Source organism: Litoreibacter sp. (genome assembly GCF_039974535.1).
Classification (GTDB): domain Bacteria; phylum Pseudomonadota; class Alphaproteobacteria; order Rhodobacterales; family Rhodobacteraceae; genus Litoreibacter.
In genome coordinates this window covers 323618-338018 of sequence record NZ_JBDWIU010000003.1, presented here as the reverse complement: position 1 = coordinate 338018, position 14401 = coordinate 323618, and the positions used below count along the sequence as shown (strand labels likewise).

Sequence of the window (14401 nt, the reverse complement as noted above, 5' to 3'; positions counted from 1 at the left end):
TATGAAGTCGACCTTATTGGAGCATGTACTTGATGTTGTCTTTGTTGAAGCGGATTACCAGAAACGCACGTCCGAATATTCCGGCGATCTACATATCGCAAGAATCCTTGGAGCCTGACGCAAAATATTACGATGGCATGATGGAGTTGGTTGATTATACCAACTCGGCGCTCCATGGGGCTCTCTATCTATCGGGCGAATTTCCCGTAGAGGCTGAATGGCTTTACCTCGCTGATTTCTACATGGCAGAGGTTTCCAACGGCGGGCATTCGCAATTCTTGAGCAACGACAGAGCACAACCCGGTGGACCGAAAGCATTGCCGATGGCGCTTAAGGGGATGGAGCTGATCGGCTGTGCACCTTTGGCGGAGTTGCTGGATAAGTTACAATATTGGGTTGAGGCCAACCCTGAGGAAGCGGCGGCACAAAACGGGTTCTCGAACAGGGCAGAAGCGCTGGATGACTTGGATGCGGATTTCTACGCGCTAGATCGCGAATTGTTCTACACCACGGCCAACGATTGGATGGGAAACAGCCCCGTGGTCGAGGTTTTGCCCAAGGAGGACGTGGGAAAAGCGTTGCAAGGGTTTGCAGCGGCGAACTCTCAATTGCCGGCCCGCCGCCGCATCAACGACATTGCGGCACTTGATTCAGGGCTGACCACCGACACGATTGCATCCTTTCGATCTTGCGTGGCAGGGGCCACTGCGAAGGATAAGCCGTTTGATGTGAAGGTGATAAAAGGCGGGCGTCCATTTGGAAATCCGACTGCGCTGGATGACGAATCTTTAAATACCCAGCCCATCATGTGGTCTTTGGAGACAACCACTGGCCCATTGGTCGGGGTGATCGGCGAACGTGAGGTCGAGATTTTTGTAGTGAACTCTGAAGACGGTATGCATCACAGCGTTTTCAATCGCCCGACAGTTCGGGTGAACGAGCAGATCGAGTTGGCCAAGGTGCAAAAACCTGCGCGCTATGCTTATGAAATTGGCAAAAAAGCCTTCCCCGGTGATCCGGTTGCTCGCCTTGGCTTTCTTGAAGCCGAGCAGGGACCGGAGAGTAAAGCCGCCGAGAAATGCTATTACTTCGTCGTGACGCAAAGCGGCGCCCAACATCTGCTATTGCTCCAACGCGACGCCGCAGTGATGTGCGACCTCGCGGGGGAGACATTGTTGGGCAGCATTAAGGGAAAGGAATTCAAGGCGTTGAAAGCCGAGGACACCAGCAAATTGACCTAGCCGCTACATCGCTTTGTTGAGGTTCTCATCGATCTTTTCCAAGAACCCTTCGGTGGTGAGCCAGCTTTGGTTTGGTCCAACAAGTAGGGCCAAGTCTTTGGTCATGAAGCCGCTCTCAACCGTGTCGACGATGACTTTCTCCAGCGTTTCAGCAAAGCCCATCAATTGCTCGTTGCTGTCCAACTTGGCGCGGTGCTTCAATCCGCCGGTCCACGCATAGATCGACGCGATGGAGTTGGTGGAGGTCGCTTCGCCCGCTTGGTGCTGGCGGTAGTGACGCGTGACAGTGCCGTGTGCCGCTTCGGCTTCCACGATCTTGCCGTCCGGTGTCATCAATGCGGATGTCATCAGGCCAAGTGAGCCGAATCCTTGCGCCACCGTGTCGGACTGCACGTCGCCGTCGTAGTTTTTACATGCCCAAACGAACTTGCCTGACCACTTCATTGCCGAGGCGACCATGTCGTCGATTAGGCGGTGCTCATACCAAAGACCAGCTTCTTCGAACTGGGTTTTGAACTCTTTGTCGTAGATGTCTTGGAAGATATCCTTGAAGCGACCGTCATAGGCTTTGAGGATTGTGTTCTTGGTGGACAGATACACTGGCCAGCCAACGTTCAAGCCGTAGTTGAACGAGGCCCGCGCGAAATCGATGATGGAGGCATCAAGGTTGTACATGCCCATGGCGACACCAGCGGAGGGGGCGTCGAAGACTTCACGCTCGATGGTTTTGCCGTCTTCACCGACGAATTTCATCGTCAGTTTGCCGGGGCCGGGCATCAAGAAATCGGTGGCTTTGTATTGATCGCCGAACGCGTGGCGGCCAATCACGATAGGGTGGGTCCAACCTGGGACAAGGCGCGGCACGTTCTTACAGATGATCGGGGCGCGAAACACCACGCCGCCAAGGATGTTGCGGATCGTCCCATTGGGGGAGCGCCACATCTCTTTCAGCCCAAACTCTTCCACACGGCCCTCATCGGGGGTGATCGTCGCGCATTTGACGCCAACGCCGTATTTCTTGATCGCTTCGGCGGCGTCGATGGTGATTTGGTCGTTCGTCTCGTCGCGGACTTCCATCCCGAGGTCGTAGTACTTCAGATCAACGTCCAAGTAGGGCAGGATCAGCTTTTTCTTGATGAAGTCCCAGATAATGCGGGTCATCTCGTCACCGTCTAGCTCTACGACGGGGTTCTCTACCTTAATTTTGGACATGGTTTTCTCCGGCCAAATGGATGTTCTTTGAAATCACCATATTGTAAATTCGGTGATTAGTGAAGGATGTATACCTTCGTATACGAATAAGATTCATGCCAAGAATGCGACGTTCATTCTGCGGTAAACCAAGCATCTATGCGGGTCTTCAGATGAGCCCAAAGGGCAGGTGCCCCGCGCTTAACCTTAACGCCCACACGGATTTCCAATTGCTCAGGCGTGACTTTGTATTCGGGCCAGCTTCCACCGCCGCATTCCAGATTATTAACGACGGGCTGCACGCGGTCCACTGACTTGGCGAAGACGGCGTCGTCTGTCTCGGCTGCCTCAAACTCATCCCAGAGGTTGCGAAAATCAGCGGCCTGATCCTGCGGCAGAAGACCGAAGATGCGATCAGCGGCAGCCTTCTCGACCTTCTCCATCTCCGCAGGGTCATGGTCGCCATGGATTGGGTTGTCGCCCGCGTCGATTTCAACCAGATCATGGAGTAGCAACATTTTGATAACGCGGTCGATATTCACCGGTCGGGTGGCGTGCTCCGCCATGATCAACGCATAGAGCGCGATGTGCCAGCTATGCTCGCCCGAGTTCTCGCGCCGCGAGCCGTCGCACAGATTTGTGCCGCGAAGTACGGACTTCAGCTTGTCCGCTTCGATCAGGAAGGCAAATTGTTGGGAAAGTCTGTCGCTCATGTCGGGAGGGGTCCTGATGCTAGAGCGACGCGGTGTTAACCTTTGTCGCCACTGGTGGGCAATTTCTCACCCTGTTTGCCTGCCAGCTTATCCTTGAGGAACTTTATCGCGCGCGCCTCGGCTTTGCGAACGCGCACGGCAGTTAGGAAAGCTTCTTGGGTGGTCTGCGAGGATGCGCCGATCAACGTCGCAACATGCGGGATGACGCTTTCATCATCCAACTCGTTTTCAACTGCGATTGCCTTCTTGGCAAGGCCGTCGGCGATATCCTCGGTGATACCCATTAGCGTGTGTTCTCGGTCAGGCGGCGTTGAACATAGGTCTCAACCGATCCGGTGAGTGTGTCCATGTGGTCGTTTTCGAAGAAGTGGCCGGCACCTTCGACTTCTTGGTGCGTGATCGTGATGCCTTTTTGCTCGTGCAGCTTGTTGACCAAGTTGACGGTGTCTTGTGGCGGGGCCACGCGGTCACCAAGGCCGTTGATCATCAGACCAGACGCGGGGCAGGGCGCCAGAAACGAGAAGTCGTACATATTCGCAGGAGGCGAGACCGAGATGAAACCGGTAATCTCGGGGCGGCGCATCAGAAGCTGCATACCGATCCATGCGCCAAAGCTGAAACCTGCAACCCAGCAGTGCTTGGCGTTTTGGTTCATCGATTGCAAGTAATCCAATGCCGATGCTGCATCAGACAGCTCGCCCACGCCTTGGTCATACTCCCCTTGGCTGCGACCAACGCCGCGGAAGTTAAACCGCAGCACGTTGAAGCCCATGTTATGGAACGTGTAATGCAGGTTGTAGACCACGCGGTTGTTCATGGTCCCGCCGAATTGTGGGTGCGGGTGCAAGATGATCGCGATGGGCGCATCACGCATACCTTTGTGGGGGTGGTAGCGGCCTTCAAGGCGGCCTTCCGGTCCGGGGAAAATCACTTCGGGCATATGCGTCTTTCCTTGCGTCTGCTCATCAAGGCTCCCATATAGTTGACGAGAACGCTCGGAGAACCTAGAATTATTCTAAATCGCCCGATCATACGTCGTCGGACTAGTCAAACTGAGTTAAGGTCTGCGCCTGCCATCGTCAACGATATTCGCCTGAACTAGAGGGATAACGCCATGAAACTTAGCACCAAAGGCAGATACGCCATGGTTGCCTTGGCCGACTTGGCCCAAAGCAAGGACAAAGGCTTGGTCTCTTTAGGGGAAATCTCCAAACGCCAAGACGTATCTTTGCCCTACTTGGAGCAGTTGTTCGTAAAACTTCGCCGCGCAGGATTGGTGGAATCAGTGCGCGGACCGGGCGGCGGATACCGCTTGGCCAAGTCACCAGATGCGATGCGCGTGTCGGAAATCCTCGAAGCGGTGGATGAAACCGTCAGCGCCATGCACACGGGCGCAGGGGCGTCTGGGGCGTCGAGCGGGTCAAAAGCACAAAGCATGACCAACCGCTTGTGGGAAAGCCTGTCGGCGCATGTCTATGTGTTCTTGCATCAAACCCGACTGTCTGACGTGATTGAGAATGACCTCACACCGTGCCCAGCCGTGCCCACGCTGTTTACAGTGGTAGACGAGGACTAGCACATGTCGCGCGTTTATCTTGACTACAACGCGACCATGCCGTTGCGGCAAGTGGCCCGCGAGGCAATGATTTCGGCAATGGACGCGGTGGGAAATCCGTCGTCCGTTCATGCTGAAGGCCGCGCCGCCAAATCTATAGTGGAGCGAGCAAGGTTGCAGATTTCCAACGCGTTTGGCGCATCAGGTGCTGACATTGTGTTTACCTCGTCGGCCACCGAGGCTGCGGCATTGGCCTGCGCGGGGCGCGATTTGCAAAGTGGTGCGGTGGAGCATGATGCGGTGGGCGCTTGGACGTCGGGCACTTTGGCAGTCGATGCTCTCGGTAAAGTAGATGTGAACGATCCGGTAAGCAGCGTGCTGCAACTCGCCAACTCGGAGACCGGCGTTTTGCAGGACATCCCAGAAGGATTGGCGCTCGCGGATATGACCCAAGCTTTTGGGAAAGTGCCAGTGGCGTTTTCGTGGTCAGGCGCGCAGATGGCCTTGATATCAGGACATAAACTGGGTGGCCCAAAGGGTGTAGGCGCTTTGGTGCTGCGACAAGGGTTGGACGTGGAGACGCAGATCAAGGGCGGGGGGCAAGAAATGGGCCGTCGCTCTGGCACTGAGAACGTGATCGGTATCGCCGGATTTGGTGCTGCGGCTGAGGCAGCTGCGCGTGATTTGACAAATGGTGAATGGGATCGGGTTGCAAAACTTAGAAACATTCTAGAAAAGACCATTACGACGCGAACAGAGAATACGATTTTTATCGGAAAAGAAGCGCAGAGGTTACCTAATACCTCATGCTTTGCCACGCCGGGCTGGAAAGGCGAGACGCAAGTCATGGCTATGGATTTGGCCGGGTTTGCTGTGTCTGCCGGATCAGCGTGTTCCAGCGGCAAAGTAAAGGCCAGCAGCACTGTTGCGGCCATGGGGTTCGACGATGCGTTGGCAACAAGCACGTTGCGCGTGTCACTTGGCCCCGACACGACGGAAGAACAAATCCTTCGCTTCGCAGATGCGTGGCTGAAGGCAGAGCAAAAATTTAACGCCAAAGCGGCGCGATAAGCAGGGAGACTGACATGTCACTTGAGGATGTAGGCGACAACGTCAAAGAAGGCGTAGATCAGGACACCGTAGATGCCGTGCGCGAAGTGGGCGGCAAGTATAAATACGGCTGGGAAACCGAGATCGAAATGGACTACGCGCCGAAAGGCCTGTCCGAGGACATCGTGCGCTTGATCTCCGAGAAAAACGACGAGCCGCAGTGGATGCTGGATTGGCGTCTGGAAGCCTACGCCCGTTGGTTGAAGATGGAAGAGCCGGAGTGGGCGATGGTCCACTACCCCAAGATCGACTTCCAAGACCAATATTACTACGCCTCGCCAAAATCTATGGCCGAGAAGCCTAAGTCCTTGGATGAAGTCGATCCTAAGCTATTAGAAACATACAAGAAGCTTGGCATCCCGTTGAAGGAGCAAATGATCCTTGCGGGTGTTGAGGGTGCTGAAGACATGACCGACGAGCCGCGCAAAGTGGCGGTGGATGCGGTCTTCGATTCCGTGTCTGTTGGGACAACCTTCCAAGCAGAGTTGAAGAAAGCTGGCGTGATTTTCTGCTCCATCTCCGAGGCGATCAAAGATCACCCAGAGTTGGTGAAGAAGTACCTCGGCTCCGTGGTGCCACAAACCGACAACTTCTACGCGACGCTGAACTCGGCCGTCTTCTCGGATGGCTCGTTTGTCTACATCCCACCGGGTGTGCGCTGCCCAATGGAGCTGTCCACATACTTCCGCATCAACGCTGAAAACACCGGCCAGTTTGAGCGCACTTTGATCATCGCCGACAAAGAGTCCTACGTGTCCTACCTTGAGGGCTGCACGGCGCCAATGCGCGACACCAATCAGCTGCACGCGGCTGTGGTTGAGCTGGTGCTGCTCGACGACGCGGAAATCAAATACTCCACCGTTCAGAACTGGTATCCGGGTGATGAAGAAGGCAAGGGCGGCATCTATAACTTCGTGACCAAACGTGCCGATTGCCGTGGCGATCGTTCCAAGGTGATGTGGACGCAAGTGGAGACTGGCTCTGCCGTGACGTGGAAATACCCGTCTTGCATCCTGCGCGGCGACGACTCTCAGGGTGAGTTCTACTCCATCGCCATCGCGAACAATATGCAACAGGCCGACACTGGCACCAAGATGATCCACCTTGGCAAGCGCACCAAATCGCGCATCGTCTCTAAGGGAATTTCTGCCGGTAAGGCGCAAAACACCTACCGCGGTTTGGTGTCCATGCACCCCAAAGCCAAGGACTCGCGCAACTACACGCAATGCGACAGCTTGCTGATCGGCGACAAATGCGGCGCGCACACGGTTCCCTACATCGAGGTGAAGAATAACTCGAGCCGTGTTGAGCACGAGGCGACGACCTCCAAAGTGGACGACGACCAAGTGTTCTACTGCCGCCAACGCGGTATGGACGAAGAAGAGGCCGTCGCATTGATCGTGAACGGCTTCGCCAAGGAGGTGCTGCAAGCGCTGCCGATGGAATTCGCCATGGAAGCGCAGCAACTGGTCGCGATCTCGCTGGAAGGGTCTGTTGGGTAAGCCAAAACGATGTATCGATCCAACTCACATATAGAAAGTGCAGCTATTGAAAACATAGCTGACAACGCTGTCACCAACGCTATGGGGCACGTAAAAGCGGATGCTGACCCAAGTTCCTATCGCTATCACATGATGGATGGTCGGTTGGGCACCGGGCGGGTAATGCTGTTCCTTGGCGTAGGGTTGTTTGTTTTCTTAGTGGCGAGTGTTACTGCAAGCAATCTAGGGTCCGAAGTTGCCGGCCGCTTTGGCGTAGGTGCATTCGTGCTTTATTGCTTCGGGTTGGTTTCATTTTTGATTGTGCAAAGGAAACGGAACGGTACGAAACTAGAAGAAATGCAGCTTCAGATACATGAGCTTGAGCAAGAGGAGCTTAAGCTTCGTGTAGAGCTGGCTAAGAAAAACGGCGATTTGGATCGTTGGAACACTAAGTCATGATGTTTCTTCCGCAAAATAACTCCCGCTTCTCGCCACATTCCGGCCCAGTTACCCCCCTATATCTGTCTGTGAATACAGATGGAGGGGAAACCCATGAGCATGGCAGACGCAGGTTTTCAGGCACGGTTGGAGCGGATCAATTCCGGCAAGGGCTTTGTTGCCGAAGGGGTTTTGGGCAGCGGCGAGCTGAACGAAATTCGTGCGCGTCAGGTTTCTGGCAAGGGATCGAAATCAGCTCCGACCATTGGTGTGATCGAAAAGAAGAAGCTCGAGATCAAGCCGATCATCACGGCCTTCATCCTTGGCATCGTGTCGTTCTTCGGCGGAAGCCTCAGCGCGTTTCACGCGACGCAGGGTGCGGCATCGGAATTCGACAACTTCCGACTGCTGGTCGAGGCTTTGGGTCCGCTCGGCATGTCGGCTTTAATCGCGTTCTTCCTTCTCTATGTGTCGGGCCTGCGCTCGGTCATATTGGTGGGGGTCATCATTGCGGGCTTCTACGCCACGCATTACGCCGAGCCACATATGGCACGCGCTGCACCGGGCATCTGGTCGCAAATGTATTCGCCGGAACATGCGGACAGCTTGAAGTTCCAAGCCTTCGCGCAACTGGCCAATTGGGGCGTAGCACCGCCCGCAGAATTAACACCCGCAGCCGAGCCTGTGGCGGAATAAACCAAACAACAATCACAGTTAAACGCGCCTCGCATGGGTCACCCATGCGGGGTCGCTTGCGTTGAAAGAGAGAGAAACCATGTTGGAAATCAAAAACCTGCACGTGCAACTTGAAGACGAGGACAAGCAAATCCTCAAAGGTGTCGACCTGACCGTTGAGGCGGGCAAAGTGCATGCGATCATGGGGCCTAACGGGTCTGGTAAGTCCACGCTTTCTTACGTTTTGTCCGGCAAGGACGGCTATGAGGTAACCGATGGCGAGGCCTCACTCGACGGTGTTGATCTGCTAGACCTAGACGCAGAAGAGCGTGCCGCCGCTGGCTTGTTCTTGGCGTTCCAATACCCGGTTGAAATTCCAGGTGTGGGCAACATGACCTTCCTGCGTACGGCTGTGAACGCGCAACGCAAAGCGCGTGGCGAAGACGAGATGTCCGCAGGCGACTTCCTCAAGTTCGTACGTGAAAAGGCCAAGAGCCTGAAGATTGACGCGGACATGTTGAAGCGCCCTGTGAACGTGGGCTTCTCGGGCGGTGAGAAGAAGCGTAACGAGATCCTGCAAATGGCGATGCTCGAGCCAAAGATGTGCATCTTGGACGAAACGGATTCCGGTCTGGACGTTGATGCGATGAAACTGGTCGCTGAGGGCGTGAACGCGCTGCGCTCTGAAGGGCGCTCCTTCCTTGTAATCACACACTACCAACGCCTGTTGGACCACATCAAACCGGACGTTGTGCATATCATGGCAAACGGCCGCATCATTAAAACTGGCGGGCCAGAGTTGGCGTTGGAAGTTGAGAACAACGGCTACGCTGATCTGCTGGCAGAGGTGGCCTAAGATGGGTGCCGCTGAAAAATTGACCGTCGCACCGCGCGCACTGCCGGACGGGCAGGGCGCATGGGCGCAATCCGCACGCGAAAGTGCCGCCGCTCGTTTGACTAAGATGGGCATGCCGGGGCGTCGAGACGAGTATTGGAAATACACCAACCCAACAACGCTGACTGACGCGACTGCGACGCCCGCCGAGGTCTTCGTCTCTGACGAAGCGGCCGTGTTTGGCGAGATCGACACCTTGAAAATCGTCTTCGTTGACGGCGTTTTTGATCCGGCGGCCTCTGACGATTTGGCGTTTGAGGGCTTGGAAATCTCGCGATTGGCTGACGCGGTACAAGCTGACATTCACTGGGCAAAAGATCTCTATGGCGTTTTGGAAACCAACGGTCAGACCCCAGTTGAGCGCCCATTGGCCTCGGCCAACACGGCTTTTGCGACGGACGGCGTTTTAATCCGCGCGACGGCGAAAGTCAGCAAGCCCGTTCAGGTGGTTTACCTACATAAATCAAACAGTTCCGATGCGATCCTCCACCACGTGGTGAAGGTCGAAAATGGCGCGGAAATGACGCTGATTGAAAACGGACCTGCTGCGGCACGCTTTAACCAAGTCTTGGAAGCTGATGTGGCTGACAACGGCGCGTTCCACCATGTGCGGGCACAAGGTCGCGATCATGAACGCCGTGCTGTGACGCATATCTTTACGCGTCTTGGAACCGAGAGCACGTTCAAAAGCTTTACCCTGACTGTGAACGGTGTGCTGACACGCAACGAATGCATCATGGAGCTGACCGGCGATGACGCAATTGCACATGTTGCAGGTGCTGCTGTCGGGGATGGCGACTTCCATCATGACGACACGGTATTCATCACCCATGATGCGGTGAATTGCGAAAGCCGTCAGGTGTTCAAGAAGGTTTTGCGCAACGGGGCCACTGGCGTGTTTCAAGGTAAGATCCTTGTAAAAGACGGCGCACAGAAAACCGACGGCTACCAAATCAGCCAAGCCTTGCTTCTGGACGGTGATAGCCAGTTTTTGGCCAAGCCTGAGCTGGAAATTTACGCGGATGACGTGGCGTGTTCGCACGGCTCGACGTCTGGCGCGATCGACGAGGATGCCTTGTTCTACCTGCGGTCACGCGGGGTTCCTGAGGCACAGGCGCAAAATCTGTTGGTTCTGGCGTTCCTTGGCGAAGCTTTGGAAGAAATCGACAACGACGACCTCGCGGCGGAGCTTTTGAGCCGCCTTGAGGCGTGGTTTGAGCGCCGTAACGGCTAAGCTATGGCAACGGCGCAAATCATCTTTGAAAGCTACCGCGAACCACGCAAGGTAGCGCGCCGTTTCCGTGACGCGGGCGCGGATGAAGGCACAGGGTTGGGCTGGCTTTTTGCCGCCTGTATTTTGTTCTTTGTCGCGCTTCTGCCAAGTTTGGCCCGTACGTCACACCTAAGCAACGGTGACGCTCCATTGTTCGGGCTCGCTCTGGGCACGTTTTTCGGGACACTGCTTCTGGCACCGATTTTTTTCTATGTCGTTGCAAGCATGAGCCATCTCGTGGCCAAGGCCTTTGGCGGGCAGGGCACCCCAACGGATGCGCGTTTGGCGATGTTCTGGGGCTTGCTTGCATCAACGCCGCTGGTGTTGTTCCAAGGATTGGTCAAGGCGATGATCGGGGCAGGATTACAGGCCAACATGGTGGCTCTTGCGTCATTTGCTGTCTTTTTGTGGGTCTGGATCAACAGCTTGATAGAGTTGGAAAAGGCGGCCTGATGTTTGAGTATTTCCTATCGTTGATCTTGTTGACCCTGCGCAGTCCGCGTGAGGCCGCGGGAAAAGTTCTTAAGTTGGATTTGGACCGCCGATCGCTATGGACGGTATTGACGCTGACAGCTGTGATTTCTTCCTTGATGAGCGAGCTTACGCTGGTGTTCGTTCCAACAGTGATGGTGGCGGAACAAAGCCCGCTGCCTAGCAGCCCCATCGTGCTAGCACTCGTGATTTGGGCCTTACTGACGATTACGGCCTTAGCTTCGCATTTTATCGGGCGCGCTTTTGACGGCGAGGGCTCGTTTGATGAAAGCCTGCTGGCGACGATCTGGATGCAGGTTGTTTTGCTAGCAATGCAGGTCGTCCAAATTGGGTTGTTCTTGGTTGCACCGCCGATTGCGTTGATGTTCGGATGGGCAGGTGCGTTGTATATGTTCGGTGTATTTTTGATTTTCGTCCAAGTGCTACATGGCTTCAAATCTTTGGGCGGTGTTGTTGCTGGGGCGGTGATCGGCTTTATCGGGATAATGCTCTCTTTGGGGGTTATCCTCGCGGTTATTTCAGTGATTTTCGGAGTGGAGTTGGCTGCCGATGTATGATGTCCAGAAAATCAGGGCAGACTTCCCTATCCTTAACCGGATGGTGAATGACAAGCCGCTCGTGTACCTCGACAACGGGGCATCGGCGCAAAAACCGCAGGTTGTGATTGATGCGATCACCAATGCATATGCGCATGAATACGCCAATGTTCACCGTGGGTTGCACTACCTCTCCAACCTTGCCACGGACAAGTATGAGGCGGTGCGCGGCAAGGTCGCAAACTTCCTAAGCGCCGCCTCAGAGGACGAGATCGTCTTCAATTCCGGCACCACCGAAGGCATCAACATGGTCGCTTACGGTTGGGCTGCCCCACGTATGCAGGCCGGTGATGAGATCATCCTTAGCGTGATGGAGCATCACGCCAACATTGTGCCTTGGCATTTCCTGCGCGAGCGCCTTGGGGTGAAATTGGTGTGGGTGGATGTGGACACCAATGGTGATCTGGACCCACAAAGCGTAATCGATGCAATCACCCCGCGCACCAAGTTGATTGCTGTCACGCATATGTCCAACGTGCTTGGCACGGTTGTGGATATAAAATCCATTTGTGACACAGCGCGGGAGCGCGGTGTTCCAGTAATGGTCGATGGCTCGCAAGCGGCGGTTCATATGCCGGTCGATGTGGTTGATCTGGGCTGCGACTTTTATCCAGTGACGGGGCACAAGCTCTATGGTCCATCGGGGTCCGGCGCGATTTACGTGCGTGCGAACCGGATGGCCGAGATGCAGCCCTTCATTGGCGGTGGCGACATGATCCGCGACGTCCACAAGGATGAGGTGATCTACAACGACGCGCCCATGAAGTTTGAGGCAGGTACCCCCGGGATCGTTCAAATGATCGGTATGGGGGTGGCGCTCGATTACATGATGGATGTCGGGATGGACAACATCGCGGCGCATGAGCTTGTATTGCGCGACTATGCACGGTCTCGTCTGGATGGTCTGAATTGGCTAAATATTCAGGGGCAGTCCGCGAACAAAGGGGCAATATTCTCGTTTACCATTGATGGGGCTGCGCATGCGCATGACATCTCCACTGTGCTCGACAAAAAGGGCGTCGCGGTGCGGGCGGGACAGCACTGTGCGCAACCGTTGATGGAGCACATGGGCTTGACTGCGACGACCCGAGCCTCCTTCGCGATGTACAACACAACCGACGAGGTCGACGCATTGATTGACGCGTTAGAGCTGTGTCACGAGCTGTTCGCATAACCCTTAAAGTTTGGCGTTGCGGCAACTTGGAGCCGCTTGTATAGCCATTGGCAGGCACCCATAGCTCAGCTGGATAGAGCGCTGCCCTCCGAAGGCAGAGGCCGTAGGTTCGAATCCTACTGGGTGCACCATTTCCCAATTTTATCTGCTAGATTTGATTTGAAGGGATGATGCAATGATGGACCTCAACGATGATAATGAGCCGTTAACCGTTGCAGGCTCTCTGGACGAGCATCTCGCGGCGGCACAGTCGCTAATCTCTCAGCGTCTCGGTGATGGCCAACGTAATCTGGTCGCTGTTGCGGGGCCGCCTGCCGTTGGAAAATCCAGCTTTGCCGAAACTCTGGTTGATCGGTTGAACGCCGATGCGCCCGACACGGCTGTTTTGCTTCCGATGGACGGGTTTCATTTGGACAACGCTATGTTGGATCAAAAGGGGTTGCTGGATCGGAAGGGGGCGCCGCCAACATTTGACTTTGAAGGGTTTGCGTCGTTGCTCTCTCGGGTGCGGAACTCGTCGGTGGAGCATTACCTTCCGGTGTTTGATCGCGCTCTTGATATATCTGTCGCCGGTGCAAGGTCCGTACCCGAGACAGCGCGGACCATCGTAGCCGAGGGAAACTACCTCTTGTTAGATCGGAATCCTTGGCATCAGCTAAAGGGCTTGTTTGATCTGTCAATTTTTATAGAAGCGTCACTTGATCAACTTCGCTCTCGTCTGATCGAGCGGTGGATTGAGCATGGATATGATATGGCAGGGGCCGAAGCCCGTGCTCTTCTCAATGATATTCCCAACGCAGAGCATGTCATGGCGCATCGGTTGAGCGCGGATTTAATCTGCCAGCAAGCAGCCTAAGCTGAGCATGTAAAAAGCCGCCTTACAGAAAATGTAGGCGGCTCATTTGAATTTCAAGATTTTGGGAAGTCCTACCGGCCCCAAGTGCGGACGTCGCCGCAATCCATGTGCACGAAGTTAGAGCTGGAGTAACGGCCAACACCACCAGCAGAGCACGACGCTGCTGCGCGTGAAATCTGACCCACGGAACGCGATGCCAAACGCAGATCGGCAGCTTGGCCCTTCATGTGCAGCGAGTTCTTTGCCACACCACGGGACCGTGAGCGTAGCATGTTGTTTGTTTTCGGGGAGCGGTAACCGGACAGTAGGGTGTAAGGCTCTGAAACACCCATCAGATTGTGAGAGGCAGACATGATGTCGATGGTACGTGTATCAATGTTAATGGCGCTATTCTGGCGCCAGTCGCGCATGAAGTAGTTAACTTCTTTGAGCGATTCTTTGATGTATTCACCTTCAATCCAGTAGATCATGTCGATCTTCTCGCCGGTTCTACCGGAATACATCTTAAGGCGGCGAACATCGCCTGCGCCTTTTAGAAACCCAAATGCTTTGGAGTAGACTGGAGCCGCTGTGACTGTCGTTGCTGCGAATGCACCCAAAAGTGCCCGCCGCGTAACAAGTGCGGAATTCGTTTTGCCCATGTTCGTGCCTGTCCCGTATTGCCCTAAGCCGTTGCCACGGCGTCGTCTTTTTGGTCCCCAGATGCGAAAC

At 55.0% G+C, this 14401-nt stretch carries 17 protein-coding genes and 1 tRNA gene; 13 read left to right on the top strand and 5 right to left on the bottom strand.

What is annotated here, in order from left to right; translation table 11 throughout:
* Positions 1–32: 32 nt before the first annotated feature.
* A complete protein-coding gene (locus tag ABJN86_RS02775; RefSeq protein WP_348364173.1) occupies positions 33–1241 on the top strand; it encodes a DUF4375 domain-containing protein in 1209 nt (402 codons plus the stop codon).
* Positions 1242–1244: 3 nt separating this feature from the next.
* Here ABJN86_RS02775 and ABJN86_RS02770 read toward each other — a convergent pair whose 3' ends face one another.
* From ABJN86_RS02770 to ABJN86_RS02755, 4 genes are all read right to left on the bottom strand, one after another.
* Positions 1245–2453, bottom strand: coding sequence for an NADP-dependent isocitrate dehydrogenase (locus tag ABJN86_RS02770; protein ID WP_348364174.1), 1209 nt, complete (start codon positions 2451–2453; stop codon positions 1245–1247).
* Between the two features lie 113 nt (positions 2454–2566).
* Positions 2567–3145: an HD domain-containing protein gene (locus ABJN86_RS02765; protein ID WP_348364176.1), complete on the bottom strand. Its 579-nt coding sequence runs from the start codon at positions 3143–3145 to the stop codon at positions 2567–2569.
* A gap of 35 nt (positions 3146–3180) precedes the next feature.
* Positions 3181–3429 carry a hypothetical protein gene (locus tag ABJN86_RS02760; RefSeq protein WP_348364177.1) on the bottom strand — a complete coding sequence of 83 codons (249 nt, stop codon included), beginning with the start codon at positions 3427–3429 and terminating at the stop codon, positions 3181–3183.
* Positions 3429–4085 (bottom strand): alpha/beta hydrolase, encoded by a 657-nt coding sequence (locus tag ABJN86_RS02755; RefSeq protein WP_348364178.1) that lies wholly within the window; start codon positions 4083–4085, stop codon positions 3429–3431. The genes ABJN86_RS02760 and ABJN86_RS02755 overlap by 1 nt, the downstream gene beginning before the upstream one ends.
* Before the next feature lie 174 nt (positions 4086–4259).
* On the opposite strand from ABJN86_RS02755, the gene ABJN86_RS02750 reads away from it, so the two are divergent.
* From ABJN86_RS02750 to ABJN86_RS02695, 12 genes are all read left to right on the top strand, one after another.
* On the top strand, positions 4260–4721 hold the full coding sequence (locus ABJN86_RS02750) for an Rrf2 family transcriptional regulator (RefSeq protein ID WP_348364180.1): 462 nt from the start codon (positions 4260–4262) through the stop codon (positions 4719–4721).
* A gap of 3 nt (positions 4722–4724) precedes the next feature.
* Entirely contained in the window at positions 4725–5771 is a 1047-nt protein-coding gene (locus tag ABJN86_RS02745; protein WP_348364182.1) for an aminotransferase class V-fold PLP-dependent enzyme, read from the top strand.
* 14 nt (positions 5772–5785) lie between these two features.
* A complete protein-coding gene (sufB, locus tag ABJN86_RS02740; RefSeq protein WP_348364184.1) occupies positions 5786–7312 on the top strand; it encodes a Fe-S cluster assembly protein SufB in 1527 nt (508 codons plus the stop codon).
* 9 nt (positions 7313–7321) lie between these two features.
* Positions 7322–7750, top strand: coding sequence for a hypothetical protein (locus ABJN86_RS02735; RefSeq protein ID WP_348364185.1), 429 nt, complete (start codon positions 7322–7324; stop codon positions 7748–7750).
* Positions 7751–7843: 93 nt separating this feature from the next.
* Positions 7844–8425, top strand: coding sequence for a hypothetical protein (locus tag ABJN86_RS02730; protein ID WP_348364186.1), 582 nt, complete (start codon positions 7844–7846; stop codon positions 8423–8425).
* A 79-nt stretch (positions 8426–8504) separates the two neighbouring features.
* A complete protein-coding gene (sufC, locus tag ABJN86_RS02725) occupies positions 8505–9260 on the top strand; it encodes a Fe-S cluster assembly ATPase SufC (RefSeq protein WP_348364188.1) in 756 nt (251 codons plus the stop codon).
* 1 nt (position 9261) lies between these two features.
* Positions 9262–10533, top strand: a complete 1272-nt coding sequence (locus tag ABJN86_RS02720; RefSeq protein WP_348364190.1) for a SufD family Fe-S cluster assembly protein — start codon at positions 9262–9264, stop codon at positions 10531–10533.
* A 3-nt stretch (positions 10534–10536) separates the two neighbouring features.
* Complete coding sequence (locus ABJN86_RS02715) at positions 10537–11025, top strand: YIP1 family protein (RefSeq protein WP_348364191.1); 489 nt, start codon at positions 10537–10539, stop codon at positions 11023–11025.
* Positions 11025–11621 (top strand): Yip1 family protein, encoded by a 597-nt coding sequence (locus tag ABJN86_RS02710; protein WP_348364192.1) that lies wholly within the window; start codon positions 11025–11027, stop codon positions 11619–11621. The genes ABJN86_RS02715 and ABJN86_RS02710 overlap by 1 nt, the downstream gene beginning before the upstream one ends.
* A complete protein-coding gene (locus tag ABJN86_RS02705; RefSeq protein ID WP_348364193.1) occupies positions 11614–12834 on the top strand; it encodes a cysteine desulfurase in 1221 nt (406 codons plus the stop codon). Before ABJN86_RS02710 ends, ABJN86_RS02705 begins: the two co-directional genes overlap by 8 nt.
* 54 nt (positions 12835–12888) lie before the next feature.
* A tRNA-Arg gene (locus ABJN86_RS02700) sits at positions 12889–12965 on the top strand.
* A 44-nt stretch (positions 12966–13009) separates the two neighbouring features.
* Positions 13010–13690, top strand: a complete 681-nt coding sequence (locus ABJN86_RS02695; RefSeq protein ID WP_348364195.1) for a hypothetical protein — start codon at positions 13010–13012, stop codon at positions 13688–13690.
* 71 nt (positions 13691–13761) lie between these two features.
* Here ABJN86_RS02695 and ABJN86_RS02690 read toward each other — a convergent pair whose 3' ends face one another.
* On the bottom strand, positions 13762–14331 hold the full coding sequence (locus ABJN86_RS02690; RefSeq protein ID WP_348364196.1) for a DUF882 domain-containing protein: 570 nt from the start codon (positions 14329–14331) through the stop codon (positions 13762–13764).
* Positions 14332–14401 lie beyond the last annotated feature (70 nt).